We start from the raw sequence: 19,605 nt of genomic DNA, 5'->3' as shown, positions 1-19,605 counted from the left end.
GGCTTCTTATCACTCAATGTTCGTCAGTATCGCCGGGATGGTGTCATCCTTGCGCAACGTCATAATTTCGCAGCCGTTGTCTGTAACCACAATAGTATGCTCGTACTGGGCAGACAAGCTTCTGTCTTTGGTTTTTACCGTCCAGCCATCTTTCATGGTACGGATGCGGTAATCACCCGCGTTGACCATTGGTTCGATAGTGAAGGTCATGCCCTTTTGCAGCACTACGCCGCCGTCGTCTGCATCGTAGTGCAGAACCTGCGGTTCTTCATGGAACACACGACCAATACCGTGACCGCAATATTCGCGCACCACGGAGAAACCTTCCGCTTCCACAAATTTCTGGATTGCGGCGCCGATGGTGCGCAGGCGGATGCCCGGCTTCACCATTTTCAGCGCCAGGTAGAGGCTCTCTTGCGTCACTTTGCACAGACGCTCGCCCAGAATCGTTGGCTTGCCAACGATGAACATCTTAGAAGTGTCGCCGTGGTACTCGTCTTTAATCACGGTCACGTCGATGTTGACGATGTCGCCATCTTTCAGCAGCTTCTCGTCATCCGGAATGCCGTGGCAAACCACTTCATTAATAGAGATGCAGACGGATTTCGGGAAACCGTGATAGCCAAGGCAGGCGGAGACCGCGTGCTGCTCGTTGACGATATAGTCGTTACAGATGCGATCCAGTTCGCCAGTGCTGACGCCCGGTTTCACAAACGGCTCGATCATTTCCAGCACGTCCGCGGCCAGACGACCGGCGACGCGCATCTTTTCAATTTCTTCAGGTGTCTTAATAGAGATAGCCATGTAATCTGTCCATCGGTGTCGATTTTTTCGACAATACTAGTGTAAGTGTTGTCAATGGTATCAGTCAGGCGCACCCCGTGCCAAATTGAGAATCATTAACAGCACACTCCGCCAACAATTATTGGTTTCTGGCCGTGTTTTGTGATATAAAGCGCGCCGGACTTCCGATCCATCTCAGATACACAGGCTGGACGGGAGCGACAAATCTCACTTTGTGTAACAACACACACGTATCGGCACATATTCCGGGGTGCCCTTCGGGGTCGGTAATATGGGATACGTGGAGGCATAACCCCAACTTTCAATATAGAGGTTTTAAACATGGCAACTGTTTCCATGCGCGACATGCTCAAGGCTGGTGTTCACTTCGGTCACCAGACCCGTTACTGGAACCCGAAAATGAAGCCTTTCATCTTCGGCGCACGTAACAAAGTTCACATCATTAACCTTGAGAAGACTGTACCAATGTTCAACGAAGCCCTGGCTGAGCTGAACAAGATCTCTTCCCGTAAAGGTAAGATTCTGTTCGTTGGTACTAAGCGCGCTGCAAGCGAAGCTGTGAAAGATGCTGCTAACAGCTGCGACCAGTTCTTCGTGAACCATCGCTGGTTGGGCGGCATGCTGACCAACTGGAAAACTGTTCGTCAGTCCATCAAGCGCCTGAAAGATCTGGAAACCCAGTCTCAGGACGGTACTTTCGATAAGCTGACTAAGAAAGAAGCGCTGATGCGTACTCGTGAACTGGACAAGCTGGAAAACAGCCTGGGCGGTATCAAAGATATGGGCGGCCTGCCAGACGCGCTGTTCGTAATCGATGCAGACCACGAGCACATCGCAATCAAAGAAGCTAACAACCTGGGTATCCCGGTATTCGCTATCGTTGATACCAACTCCGATCCGGACGGTGTTGACTTCGTTATCCCGGGTAACGACGACGCAATCCGTGCTGTTAGCCTGTACCTGAGCGCTGTAGCTGCTACCGTTCGTGAAGGCCGTTCCCAGGATCTGGCTTCTCAGGCGGAAGAAAGCTTCGTAGAAGCTGAATAATAAGGTTTTACCCCTTATTAGTACCGTGTATGAATAGGGGCCCATTATCGGCCCCTTTTTTCAATTTATACTGTTTGGCTCCCGGCCGGGCAGTTCACATCTCCCGAGGATTTAAGAATGGCTGAAATTACCGCATCCCTGGTAAAAGAGCTGCGTGAGCGTACTGGCGCAGGCATGATGGATTGCAAAAAAGCGCTGACCGAAGCGAACGGCGACATCGAGCTGGCAATCGAAAACATGCGTAAATCCGGTGCGATCAAAGCAGCTAAGAAAGCAGGCAACGTTGCTGCTGACGGCGTGATCATCACCAAAATCGACGGCAACTACGGCATCATTCTGGAAGTTAACTGCCAGACTGACTTCGTTGCTAAAGATGCTGGTTTCCAGGCATTTGCTAACAAAGTTCTGGACGCAGCGGTTGCAGGCAAAATCACTGACGTTGAAATTCTGAAAGCACAGTTCGAAGAAGAGCGTGTAGCGCTGGTTGCTAAAATCGGTGAGAACATCAACATCCGTCGCGTTTCTTCCCTGGAAGGCGATGTTCTGGGCTCTTACCAGCACGGCGCGCGTATCGGTGTTCTGGTTGCGGCTAAAGGCGCTGACGAAGAGCTGGTTAAACAGCTGGCAATGCACATCGCTGCAAGCAAACCAGAATTCGTTAAGCCAGAAGACGTGTCTGCTGAAGTGGTAGAGAAAGAGTACCAGGTTCAGCTGGACATCGCGATGCAGTCTGGTAAGCCAAAAGAAATCGCAGAGAAAATGGTTGAAGGCCGCATGAAGAAATTCACCGGCGAAGTTTCTCTGACTGGCCAGCCTTTCGTAATGGATCCAAGCAAGTCTGTTGCTCAGCTGCTGAAAGAGCACAACGCTGATGTAACTGGCTTCATCCGCTTCGAAGTGGGCGAAGGCATCGAGAAAGTTGAGACTGACTTCGCAGCAGAAGTTGCTGCAATGTCCAAGCAGTCTTAATGATTGAAAAGGAGCCGCCTGAGGGCGGCTTCTTTTTGTCACCCGTCTCACGAAATCAGACAGGCTCCAGTATCGCTGTGCTGATTTGCGACATATCATGTCGCCAGAATTAACCCCATCTTAATCGTTGACAGTCTCAGGAAAGAAACATGGCTACCAATGCAAAACCCGTGTACAAACGCATTCTGCTTAAGCTGAGTGGCGAAGCGCTGCAAGGATCGGAAGGCTTCGGTATTGACGCAAGCATCCTTGATCGCATGGCACAGGAAATCAAAGAACTGGTCGAACTGGGTATTCAGGTTGGCGTGGTCATTGGCGGTGGCAACCTTTTCCGTGGTGCTGGTCTGGCGAAAGCGGGGATGAACCGCGTAGTGGGCGACCACATGGGTATGCTGGCAACCGTGATGAATGGCCTGGCGATGCGTGATGCGCTTCATCGCGCCTATGTGAACGCTCGCCTGATGTCCGCTATTCCTTTGAATGGCGTATGCGATAACTACAGCTGGGCAGAGGCCATCAGCCTGCTGCGCAACAACCGCGTGGTGATCCTCTCCGCCGGTACGGGTAACCCGTTCTTTACCACCGATTCCGCAGCCTGTCTGCGCGGTATCGAAATCGAAGCCGATGTGGTGCTGAAAGCGACCAAAGTAGATGGCGTGTTTACTGCCGACCCGGCAAAAGATCCTTCAGCGACCATGTACGATCAGCTGACCTACAGCGAAGTGCTGGAAAAAGAGCTGAAAGTGATGGATCTTGCCGCCTTTACGCTGGCTCGTGACCACAAACTACCGATCCGTGTCTTCAACATGAACAAGCCTGGCGCGCTGCGTCGCGTTGTTATGGGCGAAAAAGAAGGCACTTTGATCACGGAATAATTTCCGTCGGCGATAAATACAGGTAAGATTCCGCTTTATTTCGACGTGGTATCTTACCCGGGCGCGCCTTTGGCGTTGTCATGAATTAAACGCGACTATACTTAGCACACCTGTAGCGCTGTGCTGGCGGATAGTCTGCCTGAGACAAGTTTTCAAGGATCCGTAACGTGATTAACGACATCAGAAAAGATGCTGAAGTACGCATGGAAAAATGCGTAGAAGCGTTCAAAAACCAAATCAGCAAAATCCGTACTGGCCGTGCTTCCCCAAGCCTGCTGGATGGCATCATCGTAGAATATTACGGTACGCCAACGCCTCTGCGTCAGCTGGCGAGCGTGACGGTAGAAGATACCCGTACCCTGAAAATCAACGTGTTCGACCGCTCAATGAGCCCGGCCGTTGAAAAAGCGATCATGGCATCCGACCTGGGTCTGAACCCAAGCTCAGCCGGCGCGGATATTCGCGTTCCACTGCCTCCGCTGACGGAAGAGCGTCGTAAAGACCTGATCAAAGTAGTTCGTGGTGAAGCTGAGCAGGGTCGTGTTTCCGTACGTAACGTGCGTCGCGATGCGAACGATAAAGTGAAAGCCCTGCTGAAAGAAAAAGAGATCAGCGAAGACGACGATCGTCGTTCTCAGGACGACATTCAGAAAATGACCGACGCGGCCATCAAGAAAATTGATGCGGCGCTGGCAGAAAAAGAAGCGGAACTGATGCAGTTCTGATTTTCGCTGTACACTGATAAACGCCGTTCAGAAGGACATTGAGTCTTGCTGGCGGCGTTTTGCTTTTATCTGGTCTAACTTTTGGGCATCTCATGAAGCATCTCACTCTCCTCGGCTCGACTGGCTCTATCGGTTGCAGCACTCTCGACGTTGTACGTCATAATCCTGACAGCTACACCGTGGCCGCGCTTGTGGCCGGAAAAAACGTGCAGCGAATGGTCGAACAGTGCCTGGAGTTTACCCCCCGATTTGCGGTGATGGATGACGAAGAGAGCGCCCGCCAGGTGAAAGCGCTGTTGCAGGAGAAGGGCTGCCGTACCGAGGTACTCAGCGGGCAACAGGCGGCGTGCGATATGGCCGCGCTTGATGAAGTTGATCAGGTCATGGCGGCAATCGTCGGGGCGGCGGGTCTTCTGCCGACGCTTGCCGCTATTGATGCGGGTAAAGATGTCCTGCTTGCGAACAAAGAGTCGCTGGTCACCTGCGGACGCCTCTTTATGGAGGCGGTAAAACAGCGTGGGGCACGTCTTTTGCCGGTCGATAGCGAACACAACGCGATTTTTCAGAGTTTGCCTCAACCTTTTCAACAAAACCTGGGGTACGCTGACCTGGAGCAGAATGGCGTTGTGTCGATTCTGCTTACCGGGTCTGGTGGCCCGTTCCGTGAAACGCCACTGTCTGAATTGAGCGCAATGACGCCGGATCAGGCGTGTCGTCATCCGAACTGGTCAATGGGGCGTAAGATCTCCGTCGATTCGGCCACCATGATGAACAAAGGTCTGGAATACATTGAAGCTCGCTGGCTGTTCAATGCGTCGGCGAAACAGATGGAAGTGCTGATCCACCCGCAGTCGGTGATTCACTCGATGGTGCGCTATCAGGACGGCAGCGTGCTGGCCCAGCTGGGCGAACCGGATATGCGTACGCCTATTGCTCATACGATGGCGTGGCCAAACCGCGTAAAATCGGGCGTTAAGCCTCTCGATTTTTGTAAGCTGAGTTCACTGACGTTTAGCGAGCCTGATTATGACCGTTATCCCTGTCTGAAACTGGCGATGACGGCCTTCGATCAGGGGCAGGCGGCGACAACGGCGCTTAATGCAGCCAATGAAGTGACCGTTGAAGCATTCCTGAATCAGCAGATCCGCTTTACTGACATCGCCGCGTTGAATTTATCCGTGCTGGAGATGATGGATTTGCGTGAGCCGCAGAGCGTCGAAGAGGTGCTGGCCGTGGATGAACAGGCACGCATTGTTGCGCGTAAACAGGTGACACGTCTCGCAAGCTGGTGATAAAGCAAGCACTAGTCGTCGTGCTATTTGTTAGCGTTGGGCTTCAGTGATATAGTCTGCGCCACCTGATCGCAGGTATTTGGCTTTAAGTGGTCAGGTAAGCCGTGGTTTGACACGGCTTTTTTATGTATAGGCTTCAGTATTCCTGTGTACCGTTAAATCCTTTCAGGGACTAAAAACGCGTTATGTTGTCTGCGAATCAACCAATAAGCGAAAACTTGCCAGCACATGGCTGTCGCCATGTTGCAATCATCATGGATGGCAATGGCCGCTGGGCGAAAAGACAAGGGAAGATACGAGCCTTTGGGCATAAAGCTGGGGCGAAATCTGTTCGCCGCGCCGTCTCTTTTGCCGCCAATAACGGCATTGATGCGTTAACGCTCTATGCTTTTAGCAGTGAGAACTGGAATCGACCTGCGCAGGAAGTGACTGCGTTGATGGAACTGTTCGTGTGGGCGCTCGATAGTGAAGTAAAAAGCCTGCACCGCCACAACGTCCGCTTGCGTATTATTGGCGAAACCAGTCGTTTTAACTCACGTTTGCAGGAACGGATTCGCAAAGCAGAAGCGCTGACGGAAAATAATACCGGCCTGACGCTCAATATCGCGGCGAATTACGGCGGACGCTGGGATATTATCCAGGGGGTTCGGCATTTGGCTGAGCAGGTTCAGGAAGGGCTGTTAAGACCCGACCAGATTGATGAAGAGGCGCTGAGTCAGCAAATCTGCATGAATGAACTGGCACCCGTGGATTTGGTTATAAGGACAGGGGGGGAACATCGCATAAGTAACTTTTTGCTGTGGCAAATTGCCTACGCCGAACTTTACTTTACGGATGTTCTTTGGCCAGATTTTGATGAACAAGACTTTGAAGGTGCGCTGCATGCCTTTGCCAATCGAGAGCGTCGTTTCGGCGGCACCGAGCCTGGTGGCGATAACGCCTGATGGGGGTAGCTTTTGCTGAAGTATCGCCTGATTTCCGCTTTTGTATTAATACCCGTCGTCATCGCAGCGCTGTTTTTACTGCCTCCGGTGGGATTCGCTATTGTTACGCTGGTGGTGTGTATGCTCGCCGCGTGGGAATGGGGGCAGCTTAGCGGCTTTACCTCGCGCACTCAGCGGGTATGGCTGGCGGTACTCTGTGGTTTTTTACTGGCCCTGATGCTGTATACCTTGCCTGAATATCATCATGATGTTCACCAGCCGCTGGTTGCCGGATCCTTATGGATATCGCTGGCCTGGTGGATTGCTGCGCTTGTTTTAGTGCTTTTCTATCCGGGCTCTGCGGCGATCTGGCGTAACTCTAAAGTGTTGCGCCTTATTTTTGGTCTGCTCACGATTGTTCCGTTTTTCTGGGGGATGGTTGCGTTGCGCGCCTGGCACTATGACGAAAACCACTACAGCGGCGCGATATGGCTGCTTTATGTGATGATTCTCGTCTGGGGGGCTGACTCCGGGGCCTATATGTTTGGTAAACTGTTCGGTAAACATAAACTGGCGCCAAAGGTTTCTCCGGGTAAAACCTGGCAAGGCTTCATCGGCGGCCTGTTTACGGCAGCGATTATCTCCTGGGGCTATGGCGTCTGGGCGAATCTTGAGGTTGCCCCCTCGACGCTGCTGGTATGTTCGATTTTCGCGGCGCTGGCATCGGTGCTGGGTGATTTAACCGAGAGTATGTTTAAGCGTGAAGCAGGGATTAAGGACAGTGGTCACCTGATTCCAGGACATGGCGGAATACTGGATCGCATTGACAGCCTTACCGCGGCTGTTCCCGTATTTGCTTGCCTGCTTTTACTGGTGTTTGGGACGATATAACGGAAGGTTTTATGCTGAGCATTCTCTGGAATCTGGCGGCGTTCATTGTTGCACTGGGTGTACTGATTACCGTGCATGAATTTGGCCATTTCTGGGTTGCCCGGCGCTGTGGTGTGCGGGTGGAGCGATTCTCGATTGGCTTTGGCAAATCGCTCTGGAAGCGCACCGATAAGCATGGCACCGAGTTTGTCATTGCTCTGATTCCCCTGGGCGGCTATGTCAAAATGCTCGACGAACGCGTTGAGCCTGTCGCCCCGGAACTTCGCCATCGCGCGTTTAACAATAAAACTGTTGGACAACGTGCTGCCATCATCGCTGCCGGCCCGGTAGCCAATTTCATCTTCGCTATCTTCGCCTACTGGCTGGTGTTTATCATCGGCGTGCCTGGCGTGCGCCCGGTTGTGGGCGAAATCACTACGGGTTCTATTGCGGCAACGGCGCAAATTACACCGGGAATGGAACTTAAAGCGATTGATGGTATCGAAACCCCTGATTGGGATGCCGTGAGGTTACAACTGGTTGCCAAAATTGGTGATGAGCAGACAACCGTCAGCGTATCGCCATTTGGTTCCGACCAGCGGCAGGAAAAAGTGCTGGATTTACGCCACTGGCGCTTTGAGCCAGACAAAGAGGACCCTGTCGCCGCACTCGGGATTCGACCGCGCGGCGCGCAGATCGAGCCGGTATTAGCCGAAGTACAGGCCAAATCGGCAGCGAGTAAAGCAGGTTTACAAGCGGGTGACAGGATCGTTAAAGTCGATGGTCAGCCATTAACACAATGGATGACCTTTGTTACTCTGGTGCGCGATAATCCAGGCAAGCCGCTCGCGCTGGAAGTGGAAAGGCAGGGGAGTTCGCTCTCACTGACTCTCACCCCGGATACCAAATCGGGCGGCGGTAAGGCGGAAGGGTTTGCAGGCGTTGTGCCGAAAGTGATCCCACTGCCAGATGAGTACAAGACAATACGCCAGTATGGGCCGTTTAGCGCCATCGTTGAGGCCACGGATAAAACATGGCAGCTGATGAAGCTTACGGTCAACATGTTGGGGAAATTGATAACCGGTGATGTGAAACTGAACAACCTCAGTGGGCCAATTTCGATTGCTCAGGGGGCTGGGATGTCAGCGGAGTTCGGGGTGATTTACTATCTCATGTTCCTTGCGCTGATTAGCGTGAACCTGGGGATAATCAACCTGTTCCCGCTTCCCGTATTAGATGGGGGCCATCTGCTGTTTTTAGCGATTGAAAAGCTAAAAGGCGGACCGGTATCCGAGCGAGTTCAAGACTTTAGTTATCGCATTGGCTCGATTTTGCTGGTGCTGTTAATGGGGCTTGCACTTTTCAATGATTTCTCTCGGTTGTAAGAGAGTTAGTTAGGAAGAACGCATAATAACGATGGCGATGAAAAAGTTGCTCATAGCGTCGCTGCTGTTTAGCAGCGCGACCGTATACGGTGCTGACGGGTTCGTAGTGAAAGATATTCATTTCGAAGGCCTTCAGCGTGTCGCCGTTGGTGCGGCCCTCCTCAGTATGCCTGTGCGCCCCGGCGATACGGTTAATGATGAAGATATCAGTAACACCATCCGTGCTCTGTTTGCCACTGGCAACTTTGAGGATGTCCGCGTCCTGCGCGATGGTGATACGCTGGTGGTTCAGGTAAAAGAACGTCCAACGATTGCCAGCATCACTTTCTCCGGTAACAAATCGGTGAAAGACGACATGCTCAAGCAGAACCTTGAGGCATCGGGTGTTCGTGTGGGGGAATCTCTGGACCGCACAACCCTTGCAGACATTGAAAAAGGTCTGGAAGATTTCTACTACAGCGTCGGTAAATACAGCGCGAGCGTTAAAGCGGTTGTTACACCGCTGCCACGTAACCGTGTTGACCTGAAACTGGTCTTCCAGGAAGGTGTTTCTGCGAAGATCCAGCAGATCAACATCGTGGGTAACCACGCGTTCAGCACCGACGAACTGATCTCCAACTTCCAGCTGCGTGACGAAGTGCCGTGGTGGAACGTGGTAGGCGATCGTAAATACCAGAAACAGAAACTGGCGGGTGACCTTGAAACCCTGCGCAGCTACTATCTGGATCGCGGTTACGCCCGTTTCAACATCGATTCAACTCAGGTGAGTCTGACTCCGGACAAGAAAGGTATCTACATTACCGTTAACATCACAGAAGGCGATAAGTACACGCTTTCGGGTGTTGAAGTCAGCGGCAATCTGGCAGGACATTCAGCTGAAATTGAATCTCTGACCAAAATTCAGCCGGGCGATCTGTACAGCGGATCTAAAGTCACCAAAATGGAAGACAGCATTAAGAAGCTGCTCGGCCGTTATGGTTATGCGTATCCGCGTGTGCAAACGCAGCCGGAAATTAACGACACGGATAAAACCGTTAAGCTGCACGTTAACGTTGATGCGGGCAACCGCTTCTACGTGCGTAAGATCCGCTTCGAAGGTAACGATACCTCTAAAGACTCCGTTCTGCGCCGTGAAATGCGCCAGATGGAAGGGGCATGGCTGGGAAGCGATCTGGTAGATCAGGGTAAAGAGCGTCTGAACCGTCTGGGCTACTTCGAAACGGTCGATACCGATACTCAGCGTGTACCAGGTCGTCCGGATCAGGTTGATGTTGTTTATAAAGTTAAAGAACGTAATACCGGTAGCTTCAACTTCGGTATTGGTTACGGTACTGAAAGTGGCGTGAGCTTCCAGGTCGGTGTTCAGCAGGATAACTGGCTGGGTACGGGCTACTCTGTCGGTATCAACGGGACGAAAAACGACTACCAGACCTACTCTGAGTTTTCCGTTACCAACCCATACTTCACCGTTGACGGTGTAAGCCTGGGCGGTCGTATCTTCTATAACGACTTTAAAGCGGACGACGCGGACCTCTCCTCGTATACCAACAAGAGTTACGGTCTGGATGGTACGCTTGGCTTCCCGGTTAACGAATACAACACCTTGCGCGCAGGTTTAGGGTACGTGCATAACGACCTGTCCAACATGCAACCGCAGGTGGCGATGTGGCGTTACCTGGACTCCATCGGTCAGTCGGCGAGTACGTCCAGCGATGACAACGGTTTCGCCGCGGATGACTTCACCTTCAACTACGGTTGGACCTACAACCGTCTTGACCGTGGCTACTTCCCGACGGAAGGTTCACGCGTCAACCTGAACGGTAAAGTGACTATCCCGGGCTCGGATAACGAGTTCTACAAGGTCACGCTGGATACGGCGTCCTACTTCCCAATTGATGAAGATCACAAGTGGGTTGTTCTGGGTCGTACCCGTTGGGGTTATGGTGACGGTATTGGAAGCAAAGAACTGCCGTTCTATGAAAACTTCTACGCCGGTGGTTCAAGCACCGTGCGTGGCTTCCAGTCCAATAACATTGGTCCGAAAGCGGTTTATTACGGCGGTAATGACGAAGATAACTGCGCAAGCCGTGATCCTAAGCAAGTATGTAGCTCTGATGACGCAGTAGGTGGTAACGCTATGGCCGTGGCGAGCCTCGAGTTCATCACGCCTACGCCGTTTATCAGTGATAAGTATGCGAACTCCGTGCGTACCTCCTTCTTTATGGATGCAGGTACGGTGTGGGACACCAACTGGGAGAACACCGCCCAGATGCGTGCGGCGGGGGTTCCGGACTACAGCGATCCGAGCAACATTCGCATGTCCGCAGGTATCGCATTACAATGGATGTCACCGCTGGGGCCGTTGGTCTTCTCTTACGCCCAGCCGTTTAAGAAATACGATGGAGACAAAGCGGAGCAGTTCCAGTTTAACATTGGTAAAACCTGGTAATAATCCGCTGCAATGGAATGCGTTGGCAGTGTAGCGCTGACAACCGGCGATCGGTAACACGGTCGCCTTGCCACGCAAAGAACGGTACCCCTCGGGTGCCAATGGGATGGTAAGGAGTTAATTGTGAAAAAGTGGTTATTAGCTGCAGGTCTCGGTTTAGCGATGGCAACTTCTGCTCAGGCAGCGGATAAAATTGCAATCGTCAACATGGGTAATTTGTTCCAGCAGGTTGCACAGAAAACCGGTGTTTCTGCAACGCTGGAAAACGAATTCAAAGGCCGTGCGAGCGAACTGCAACGTATGGAAGGTGATCTTCAGTCCAAGATGCAGCGTCTTCAGCGTGATGGTTCTACCATGAAAGCGAGCGAGCGCAGCAAACTGGAAAAAGACGTCATGTCTCAGCGCCAGACCTTCTCTCAGAAAGCACAGGCTTTCGAGCAGGATCGTCAGCGTCGTTCTAACGAAGAGCGTGGCAAACTGGTGACGCGTATTCAGTCTGCCGTTAAAGCAGTAGCAGCCGATCAGAGCATCGATCTGGTTGTTGATGCGAACGCCGTTGCATTCAACAGCAGCGATGTTAAAGACATCACCGCTGATGTTCTGAAACAGGTTAAATAAGTAATGCCTTCAATTCGACTGGCTGATTTAGCTCAGCAGTTGGATGCAGAATTACACGGTGATGGCGATATCGTCATCACCGCTGTTGCGTCCATGCAATCTGCTAAAGCAGGCACTATTACCTTCATGGTAAGCCCTAAGTACCGTGAGCACCTGGCCCAGTGCCAGGCGTCTGCCGTTGTGCTGACGCAGGACGATCTTCCGTTTGCCACTAGCGCTGCACTGGTAGTGAAAAATCCCTACCTGACCTATGCGCGCATGGCCCAAATTCTTGATACCACGCCGCAGCCGGCACAGAACATTGCAGCCAGTGCTGCGATTGATCCGACGGCTCAGCTGGGTAACAACGTATCAGTCGGCGCAAACGCCGTTATCGAATCCGGCGTTGTTTTGGGTGATAACGTGGTGATTGGCCCTGGCTGCTTTGTTGGAAAAAATACGAAAATTGGCGCAGGGTCTCGTCTGTGGGCCAATGTCTCTGTCTACCATGAGGTTGAGATTGGCGAGAATTGTCTCGTTCAGTCCAGCACGGTGATTGGTTCTGACGGATTTGGTTACGCCAACGATCGGGGTAACTGGGTTAAGATCCCTCAGCTGGGTCGCGTGATTATCGGCGATCGTGTGGAGATCGGCGCTTGCACAACTATCGACCGCGGTGCGCTTGACGACACCATTATTGGTAACGGTGTTATCATAGACAACCAGTGCCAGATTGCACATAACGTTGTGATTGGCGACAATACCGCAGTTGCGGGTGGTGTTATCATGGCAGGCAGCCTGAAAATTGGCCGTTACTGCATGATTGGCGGTGCCAGCGTGATCAATGGCCATATGGAAATATGCGACAAAGTCACGGTGACGGGGATGGGTATGGTGATGCGTCCAATCACTGAGCCTGGCGTTTATTCCTCCGGTATTCCGCTGCAACCGAACAAGGTCTGGCGTAAAACAGCTGCACTGGTGATGAATATTGATGATATGAGCAAGCGACTCAAAGCGATTGAGCGCAAAATCGATCAACAAGACTAAGCGTTCATCCGTTTAACGCTAAATTTCCCGGCCTGTCGGCTTTGTTTATAAACCGGCAGGCCGTGTTATTATTGCTACTTAGTACATTTGACAGGAAGAGTATTTTGACTACTGACACTCATACTCTGCATATTGAAGAGATTTTAGAACTTCTGCCGCACCGCTATCCGTTTTTACTGGTAGACCGTGTGCTGGATTTTGAAGAAGGTCGTTTTCTGCGCGCAGTGAAAAATGTCTCCGTTAACGAGCCGTTCTTCCAGGGGCACTTCCCTGGTAAGCCTATCTTCCCGGGTGTATTGATCCTGGAAGCGATGGCACAGGCTACCGGTATTCTGGCGTTTAAAAGCGTAGGTAAACTGGAACCGGGTGAACTCTATTACTTCGCGGGTATCGATGAAGCGCGCTTCAAGCGTCCGGTCGTGCCTGGTGATCAAATGATCATGGAAGTCACTTTTGAAAAAACGCGTCGCGGCCTGACTCGCTTCAAAGGCGTAGCTATGGTTGACGGCAAAGTTGTTTGCGAAGCGACAATGATGTGTGCGCGTAGCCGGGAGGCCTGATACGTGATTGATAAATCCGCCTTTATTCATCCTACCGCCATTGTGGAAACGGGTGCCATCATTGGTGCCAACGTCCACATTGGCCCGTTTTGTATTGTTGGACCCCATGTCGAAATTGGTGAGGGTACAGTACTGAAATCTCACGTTGTCGTGAATGGTCATACCACCATTGGCTGCAACAATGAGATCTATCAGTTCGCCTCCATCGGCGAAGTTAACCAGGATCTTAAGTATGCTGGCGAACCGACCCGCGTGGAAATCGGCGATCGTAACCGCATTCGCGAAAGCGTCACCATTCATCGTGGTACAACGCAAGGCGGTGGATTGACGAAGGTGGGCAGCGACAACCTGTTTATGGTTAATGCGCATATTGCGCACGACTGTACCGTGGGTAGCCGCTGTATTCTCGCCAACAACGCAACGCTGGCGGGACACGTATCGGTTGATGATTTCGCCATTATTGGCGGCATGACCGCAGTCCATCAGTTCTGCATCATTGGTGCACACGTGATGGTCGGCGGATGCTCCGGTGTGGCGCAGGACGTCCCACCGTTTGTGATTGCGCAGGGCAACCATGCCACGCCGTTTGGCGTGAACATCGAAGGTCTCAAGCGTCGTGGTTTTAGTCGCGAAGCGATTACTGCCATCCGCAACGCGTACAAACTGCTGTACCGTAGCGGTAAAACGCTGGAAGAGGCTAAGCCGGAAATTGCCGAGCTGGCGAATAAGCACCCTGAAGTGAAAACGTTCATGGAATTCTTTGAACGTTCAACCCGTGGTCTGATTCGTTAATGGTCGACAGTCGTCCGCTTACCATCGCCCTGGTCGCCGGAGAAACCTCCGGCGATATTCTTGGTGCAGGTCTTATCCGCGCGCTTAAAGCCCGTGTACCCAATGCCCGCTTTGTGGGCGTGGCTGGGCCGCTGATGCAGGCCGAAGGCTGTGAAGCCTGGTATGAAATGGAAGAGCTGGCTGTGATGGGCATCGTCGAGGTGTTGGGGCGCTTGCGTCGCCTGCTGCATATTCGCGCCGACCTTACCCGCCGCTTTACCGACCTTAAGCCCGATGTATTTGTCGGCATTGATGCGCCTGATTTCAATATTACCCTTGAAGGGAACCTGAAAAAGCAGGGGATCAAAACTATCCATTACGTCAGTCCGTCCGTGTGGGCGTGGCGACAGAAACGCGTTTTCAAAATCGGACGATCCACTAATCTGGTGCTGGCTTTTCTGCCTTTCGAAAAAGCGTTTTACGACAGATTTAATGTCCCGTGCCGTTTTATCGGTCATACCATGGCGGATGCCATGCCGCTGGATCCGGATAAAAACGCGGCGCGTGACGAACTGGGCATCCCGCATGATGTGCACTGTCTGGCGCTGCTGCCAGGGAGCCGGGGTGCGGAAGTTGAAATGCTCAGTGCCGATTTCCTGAAAACGGCGCAAATTCTTCGCAAGACTTACCCCGATCTTGAAGTGGTCGTGCCGCTGGTGAATGCCAAACGCCGCGAGCAGTTTGAGCGTATCAAAGCTGACGTCGCCCCGGATCTTCACGTCCGCCTGCTGGACGGGAAAGGGCGGCAAGCCATGTTTGCGAGCGACGCCGCACTACTGGCTTCCGGCACGGCTGCGCTGGAGTGTATGCTGGCAAAATGCCCAATGGTGGTCGGTTATCGCATGAAGCCGTTTACCTTCTGGCTGGCAAAACGTCTGGTAAAAACAGATTACGTATCCCTGCCAAACCTGCTTGCGGGTCGCGAACTGGTGAAAGAGCTCTTGCAGGATGAATGCCAGCCGCAGGCACTGGCTGATGCATTACTGCCGCTGCTGGCCAACGGTAAAACCAGCCACCAGATGCATGATACCTTCCGTGAACTGCATCAACTGATCCGCTGTAATGCTGATGAGCAGGCGGCCGATGCGGTGCTGGAGTTAGCACAATGATGGAATTTATTTATCCCCATACCCACCTCGTTGCAGGTGTGGATGAAGTCGGTCGTGGCCCGTTAGTGGGTGCCGTTGTGACCGCGGCGGTGATCCTCGATCCAGCCCGCCCGATCGTTGGCCTGAACGACTCGAAAAAACTGAGTGAAAAGCGTCGCCTGGCGCTGTTCGATGAAATTAAAGAAAAGGCGCTGGCCTGGAGTCTCGGGCGCGCAGAGCCGGATGAGATCGACGATCTGAACATTCTGCACGCCACCATGCTGGCGATGCAGCGTGCCGTTGCTGGCCTGAAGATTGTGCCTGAGTATGTGCTGATCGACGGTAACCGTTGCCCGGCGCTGCCGATGCCTTCCATGGCTGTTGTTAAAGGCGATAGCCGCGTCGCAGAAATCAGTGCGGCGTCAATCATTGCCAAAGTGACGCGCGATGCCGAAATGGCCGCGCTGGACCTCACTTATCCCGCGTATGGTTTCGCCCAGCACAAGGGATATCCAACGGCTTTCCATCTGGAAAAGCTGGCTGAACATGGCGCAACTGAACATCATCGGCGCAGCTTTGGCCCGGTGAAACGCTCGCTGGGACTGGTGTCCTGAATCAAGACGCAAGCAATTAAGTAACGCGGGATCTGAAGATGGCTGAACCACGTTTCGTACACCTGCGGGTGCATAGCGACTACTCCATGATCGATGGGCTGGCAAAGACCGGGCCGCTGGTAAAAAAGGCGGCCTCGCTTGGCATGCCTGCGCTGGCGATCACCGATTTTACCAACCTGTGTGGCCTGGTGAAGTTCTACGGAACGGCGCATGGCGCAGGATTAAAGCCCATCGTCGGCGCGGATTTTCATGTGCAGAGCGAGCTGCTCGGCGATGAGATGACGCAGATTTCCGTGTTAGCTATGAATAACACGGGTTATCAGAACCTCACTCTGCTGATCTCAAAAGCCTACCAACGCGGTTACGGCGCACTGGGTCCATGGATTGACCGCGACTGGCTGGCGGAGCTGAACGAAGGTCTGCTGCTGATCTCCGGTGGCCGTATGGGGGATGTCGGCAAATGTCTGCTGCGCGGTAACAACGCGCTGGTGGATCAGTGCGTCTCGTTCTACGAAGAGTATTTCCCGGATCGTTATTACCTGGAGCTGATCCGTACCGGGCGTGCGGATGAAGAGAGCTACCTGCATGCGGCCGTCGCCCTGGCGGAAGCGCGTGGCCTGCCTGTGGTGGCCACCAACGATGTGCGCTTCCTTGAGGCGGGTGATTTTGACGCGCATGAAATTCGCGTCGCCATCCACGACGGCTTCACCCTCGACGATCCGAAACGTCCGCGCAACTACTCATCGCAGCAGTACATGCGCAGCGAAGAGGAGATGTGTGAGCTCTTCTCGGACATCCCGGAAGCGCTGGAAAACAGCGTAGAGATTGCCAAGCGCTGTAACGTCACCGTGCGTCTCGGCGAATACTTCCTGCCGCAGTTCCCGACGGGCGACATGACCACCGAAGATTTCCTGGTCATGAAATCGAAAGAGGGTCTGGAAGAGCGTCTGGAATTCCTCTTCCCGGATGAAGCGGTCCGTAAAGAGAAACGTCCTGAATATGACGAGCGCCTGGATATTGAACTCCAGGTGATCAACCAGATGGGGTTCCCAGGCTACTTCCTGATCGTGATGGAGTTCATCCAGTGGTCGAAAGATAACGGCGTGCCGGTAGGTCCGGGCCGTGGTTCTGGTGCCGGCTCGCTGGTGGCGTATGCCCTGAAAATCACCGATCTCGATCCGCTGGAATTTGACCTGCTGTTCGAACGTTTCCTCAACCCGGAACGTGTCTCCATGCCCGACTTTGACGTCGACTTCTGCATGGAAAAACGCGACCAGGTGATTGAGCACGTGGCCGATATGTACGGTCGTGATGCGGTTTCGCAGATCATCACCTTCGGTACGATGGCCGCGAAAGCGGTTATCCGCGACGTGGGCCGCGTTCTGGGCCACCCGTACGGTTTTGTCGATCGTATCTCTAAGCTGGTGCCGCCCGATCCGGGCATGACTCTGGCGAAAGCCTTTGAAGCTGAACCTCAGCTGCCGGAAATCTACGAAGCCGACGAAGAGGTCAAAGCGCTGATCGACATGGCGCGCAAGCTGGAAGGCGTCACGCGTAACGCCGGTAAGCATGCGGGGGGTGTGGTTATCGCCCCGACCAAAATCACCGACTTTGCGCCGCTGTACTGCGACGAAGCGGGCCAGCATCCGGTCACCCAGTTCGACAAGAACGACGTAGAATACGCCGGGCTGGTGAAGTTCGACTTCCTCGGCCTGCGTACGCTGACCATCATCAACTGGGCGCTGGAGATGATCAACGCCCGTCGCGAGAAGAACGGCGAGCCTCCGCTGGATATCGCGGCTATCCCGCTTGATGACAAGAAAAGTTTCGACATGCTGCAACGCTCGGAGACGACAGCCGTCTTCCAGCTTGAATCCCGCGGCATGAAAGATTTGATTAAGCGTCTGCAACCAGACTGCTTCGAAGATATGATCGCGCTGGTGGCCCTGTTCCGTCCGGGGCCGTTGCAGTCGGGGATGGTAGATAACTTTATCGACCGTAAACACGGGCGCGAAGAGATTTCCTACCCGGACGTGCAGTGGCAGCATGAAAGCCTGAAACCGGTACTGGAGCCAACCTATGGCATCATCCTGTATCAGGAACAGGTCATGCAGATCGCCCAGGTGCTTTCTGGTTATACCCTTGGCGGCGCAGACATGCTGCGTCGTGCGATGGGTAAGAAAAAGCCGGAAGAGATGGCCAAGCAGCGTTCCATCTTTGAGGATGGGGCGAAGAAAAACGGCGTCGATGGCGAACTGGCGATGAAAATCTTCGACCTGGTGGAGAAATTCGCCGGGTACGGATTTAACAAATCCCACTCCGCCGCCTATGCTTTGGTTTCGTATCAAACGCTGTGGCTGAAGGCTCACTATCCCGCTGAGTTTATGGCGGCGGTAATGACCGCCGATATGGACAACACCGAGAAGGTGGTTGGCCTGGTGGACGAGTGCTGGCGCATGGGGCTGAAGATCCTGCCGCCGGATATTAACTCTGGCTTGTACCATTTCCACGTTAACGATGACGGGGAAATCGTCTATGGGATCGGCGCGATCAAGGGCGTAGGAGAGGGGCCGATCGAGGCGATCATCGAAGCGCGTAACAACGGCGGCTATTTCCGCGAGCTGTTCGATCTGTGTGCCCGCACCGATACCAAAAAACTGAACCGCCGGGTGCTGGAAAAACTGATCATGTCCGGCGCGTTTGATCGGCTGGGGCCACACCGCGCCGCGCTGATGAACTCGCTCGCCGATGCGCTGAAAGCAGCCGATCAGCACGCGAAAGCGGAAGCCATTGGCCAGGCAGATATGTTCGGCGTGCTGGCGGAAGAGCCAGAGCAGATTGAGCAGTCTTATTCCAACTGCCAGCCCTGGCCAGAACAGGTGGTGCTGGATGGGGAGCGGGAAACGTTAGGCCTGTACCTGACGGGGCACCCGATCAACCAGTATCTGAAAGAAATTGAGCGCTATGTCGGCGGCCACAGGCTTAAAGACATGCATCCGACAGAACGTGGTAAAATCACCACGGCTGCGGGGCTCGTGATTGCTGCAAGGGTAATGGTCACCAAGCGCGGCAATCGTATCGGCATCTGTACCCTGGATGACCGTTCCGGGCGTCTGGAGGTGATGTTGTTCACCGACGCGCTGGATAAATACCAGCAATTGCTGGAAAAAGACCGCATACTTATCGTCAGCGGACAGGTCAGCTTTGATGACTTCAGCGGGGGGCTTAAAATGACCGCCCGCGAAGTGATGGACATTGACGAAGCCCGGGAAAAATATGCTCGCGGGCTTGCTATCTCGCTGACGGACAGGCAAATTGATGACCAGCTTTTAAACCGACTCCGTCAGTCTCTGGAACCCCACCGCTCGGGGACCATTCCAGTACATCTCTACTATCAGAGGGCGGATGCACGTGCGCGGTTGCGCTTTGGTGCAACGTGGCGTGTCTCTCCGAGCGATCGTTTACTGAACGATCTCCGTGGCCTCATTGGTTCGGAGCAGGTGGAACTGGAGTTTGACTAATACAG

General features: G+C 53.3%; 17 protein-coding genes. 16 read left to right on the top strand and 1 reads right to left on the bottom strand.

Annotated features, from left to right (window positions below; translation table 11 throughout):
• Positions 1–9 precede the first annotated feature (9 nt).
• The gene (map, locus tag SK62_RS16935; RefSeq protein WP_015572721.1) at positions 10–804 is read right to left on the bottom strand and encodes a type I methionyl aminopeptidase; all 795 of its coding nucleotides are present in this window, start codon (positions 802–804) and stop codon (positions 10–12) included.
• 321 nt (positions 805–1,125) lie between these two features.
• Between map and rpsB the strand changes: the two genes are divergently transcribed.
• The 16 genes from rpsB to dnaE all read left to right on the top strand — a co-directional run bounded on the left by rpsB (position 1,126) and on the right by dnaE (position 19,600).
• A complete protein-coding gene (rpsB, locus tag SK62_RS16930) occupies positions 1,126–1,851 on the top strand; it encodes a 30S ribosomal protein S2 (RefSeq protein ID WP_003856207.1) in 726 nt (241 codons plus the stop codon).
• 117 nt (positions 1,852–1,968) lie between these two features.
• Positions 1,969–2,820, top strand: a complete 852-nt coding sequence (gene tsf / locus SK62_RS16925; RefSeq protein WP_023303106.1) for a translation elongation factor Ts — start codon at positions 1,969–1,971, stop codon at positions 2,818–2,820.
• Positions 2,821–2,969: 149 nt separating this feature from the next.
• The gene (gene pyrH / locus SK62_RS16920) at positions 2,970–3,695 is read left to right on the top strand and encodes a UMP kinase (protein ID WP_002889306.1); all 726 of its coding nucleotides are present in this window, start codon (positions 2,970–2,972) and stop codon (positions 3,693–3,695) included.
• A 167-nt stretch (positions 3,696–3,862) separates the two neighbouring features.
• Positions 3,863–4,420, top strand: coding sequence for a ribosome recycling factor (gene frr, locus SK62_RS16915; RefSeq protein ID WP_017383739.1), 558 nt, complete (start codon positions 3,863–3,865; stop codon positions 4,418–4,420).
• A gap of 92 nt (positions 4,421–4,512) precedes the next feature.
• Positions 4,513–5,712 (top strand): 1-deoxy-D-xylulose-5-phosphate reductoisomerase, encoded by a 1,200-nt coding sequence (ispC, locus tag SK62_RS16910; RefSeq protein ID WP_023315432.1) that lies wholly within the window; start codon positions 4,513–4,515, stop codon positions 5,710–5,712.
• A 185-nt stretch (positions 5,713–5,897) separates the two neighbouring features.
• Complete coding sequence (gene ispU / locus SK62_RS16905) at positions 5,898–6,656, top strand: (2E,6E)-farnesyl-diphosphate-specific ditrans,polycis-undecaprenyl-diphosphate synthase (RefSeq protein WP_003856176.1); 759 nt, start codon at positions 5,898–5,900, stop codon at positions 6,654–6,656.
• A gap of 12 nt (positions 6,657–6,668) precedes the next feature.
• Positions 6,669–7,526: a phosphatidate cytidylyltransferase gene (gene cdsA / locus SK62_RS16900; protein WP_003856175.1), complete on the top strand. Its 858-nt coding sequence runs from the start codon at positions 6,669–6,671 to the stop codon at positions 7,524–7,526.
• Between the two features lie 11 nt (positions 7,527–7,537).
• On the top strand, positions 7,538–8,890 hold the full coding sequence (rseP, locus tag SK62_RS16895; RefSeq protein WP_003856174.1) for a sigma E protease regulator RseP: 1,353 nt from the start codon (positions 7,538–7,540) through the stop codon (positions 8,888–8,890).
• Between the two features lie 31 nt (positions 8,891–8,921).
• Positions 8,922–11,339: an outer membrane protein assembly factor BamA gene (gene bamA, locus SK62_RS16890; RefSeq protein WP_003856172.1), complete on the top strand. Its 2,418-nt coding sequence runs from the start codon at positions 8,922–8,924 to the stop codon at positions 11,337–11,339.
• A 123-nt stretch (positions 11,340–11,462) separates the two neighbouring features.
• Entirely contained in the window at positions 11,463–11,957 is a 495-nt protein-coding gene (gene skp, locus SK62_RS16885) for a molecular chaperone Skp (protein ID WP_006810039.1), read from the top strand.
• 3 nt (positions 11,958–11,960) lie between these two features.
• Positions 11,961–12,986, top strand: coding sequence for a UDP-3-O-(3-hydroxymyristoyl)glucosamine N-acyltransferase (gene lpxD / locus SK62_RS16880; protein ID WP_015572726.1), 1,026 nt, complete (start codon positions 11,961–11,963; stop codon positions 12,984–12,986).
• Between the two features lie 104 nt (positions 12,987–13,090).
• A complete protein-coding gene (fabZ, locus tag SK62_RS16875; RefSeq protein WP_003856165.1) occupies positions 13,091–13,546 on the top strand; it encodes a 3-hydroxyacyl-ACP dehydratase FabZ in 456 nt (151 codons plus the stop codon).
• A gap of 3 nt (positions 13,547–13,549) precedes the next feature.
• The gene (gene lpxA, locus SK62_RS16870) at positions 13,550–14,338 is read left to right on the top strand and encodes an acyl-ACP--UDP-N-acetylglucosamine O-acyltransferase (RefSeq protein ID WP_003856164.1); all 789 of its coding nucleotides are present in this window, start codon (positions 13,550–13,552) and stop codon (positions 14,336–14,338) included.
• Positions 14,338–15,486, top strand: coding sequence for a lipid-A-disaccharide synthase (lpxB, locus tag SK62_RS16865; protein ID WP_003856161.1), 1,149 nt, complete (start codon positions 14,338–14,340; stop codon positions 15,484–15,486). Before lpxA ends, lpxB begins: the two co-directional genes overlap by 1 nt.
• Positions 15,483–16,079 (top strand): ribonuclease HII, encoded by a 597-nt coding sequence (gene rnhB / locus SK62_RS16860; protein ID WP_023295950.1) that lies wholly within the window; start codon positions 15,483–15,485, stop codon positions 16,077–16,079. Before lpxB ends, rnhB begins: the two co-directional genes overlap by 4 nt.
• Positions 16,080–16,117: 38 nt before the next feature.
• Positions 16,118–19,600 (top strand): DNA polymerase III subunit alpha, encoded by a 3,483-nt coding sequence (gene dnaE, locus SK62_RS16855; RefSeq protein ID WP_047718796.1) that lies wholly within the window; start codon positions 16,118–16,120, stop codon positions 19,598–19,600.
• Positions 19,601–19,605: the final 5 nt, after the last annotated feature.

The sequence above is a fragment of the Enterobacter sp. BIDMC109 genome, assembly GCF_001037885.1.
Lineage (GTDB): Bacteria > Pseudomonadota > Gammaproteobacteria > Enterobacterales > Enterobacteriaceae > Enterobacter > Enterobacter hormaechei_C.
This window is presented reverse-complemented; position numbering and strand designations above follow the sequence as displayed.

What these genes read in the sequence shown, in the direction of transcription:
- tsf (WP_023303106.1), top strand. Translation starts at nt 1,969, where the DNA reads ATGGCTGAAATTACCGCATCCCTGGTAAAAGAGCTGCGTGAGCGTACT.
- lpxB (WP_003856161.1), top strand. Translation starts at nt 14,338, where the DNA reads ATGGTCGACAGTCGTCCGCTTACCATCGCCCTGGTCGCCGGAGAAACC.
- map (WP_015572721.1), bottom strand. Translation starts at nt 804, where the DNA reads ATGGCTATCTCTATTAAGACACCTGAAGAAATTGAAAAGATGCGCGTC.
- lpxD (WP_015572726.1), top strand. Translation starts at nt 11,961, where the DNA reads ATGCCTTCAATTCGACTGGCTGATTTAGCTCAGCAGTTGGATGCAGAA.
- pyrH (WP_002889306.1), top strand. Translation starts at nt 2,970, where the DNA reads ATGGCTACCAATGCAAAACCCGTGTACAAACGCATTCTGCTTAAGCTG.
- rseP (WP_003856174.1), top strand. Translation starts at nt 7,538, where the DNA reads ATGCTGAGCATTCTCTGGAATCTGGCGGCGTTCATTGTTGCACTGGGT.
- rpsB (WP_003856207.1), top strand. Translation starts at nt 1,126, where the DNA reads ATGGCAACTGTTTCCATGCGCGACATGCTCAAGGCTGGTGTTCACTTC.
- bamA (WP_003856172.1), top strand. Translation starts at nt 8,922, where the DNA reads ATGGCGATGAAAAAGTTGCTCATAGCGTCGCTGCTGTTTAGCAGCGCG.
- ispC (WP_023315432.1), top strand. Translation starts at nt 4,513, where the DNA reads ATGAAGCATCTCACTCTCCTCGGCTCGACTGGCTCTATCGGTTGCAGC.
- dnaE (WP_047718796.1), top strand. Translation starts at nt 16,118, where the DNA reads ATGGCTGAACCACGTTTCGTACACCTGCGGGTGCATAGCGACTACTCC.
- rnhB (WP_023295950.1), top strand. Translation starts at nt 15,483, where the DNA reads ATGATGGAATTTATTTATCCCCATACCCACCTCGTTGCAGGTGTGGAT.
- ispU (WP_003856176.1), top strand. Translation starts at nt 5,898, where the DNA reads ATGTTGTCTGCGAATCAACCAATAAGCGAAAACTTGCCAGCACATGGC.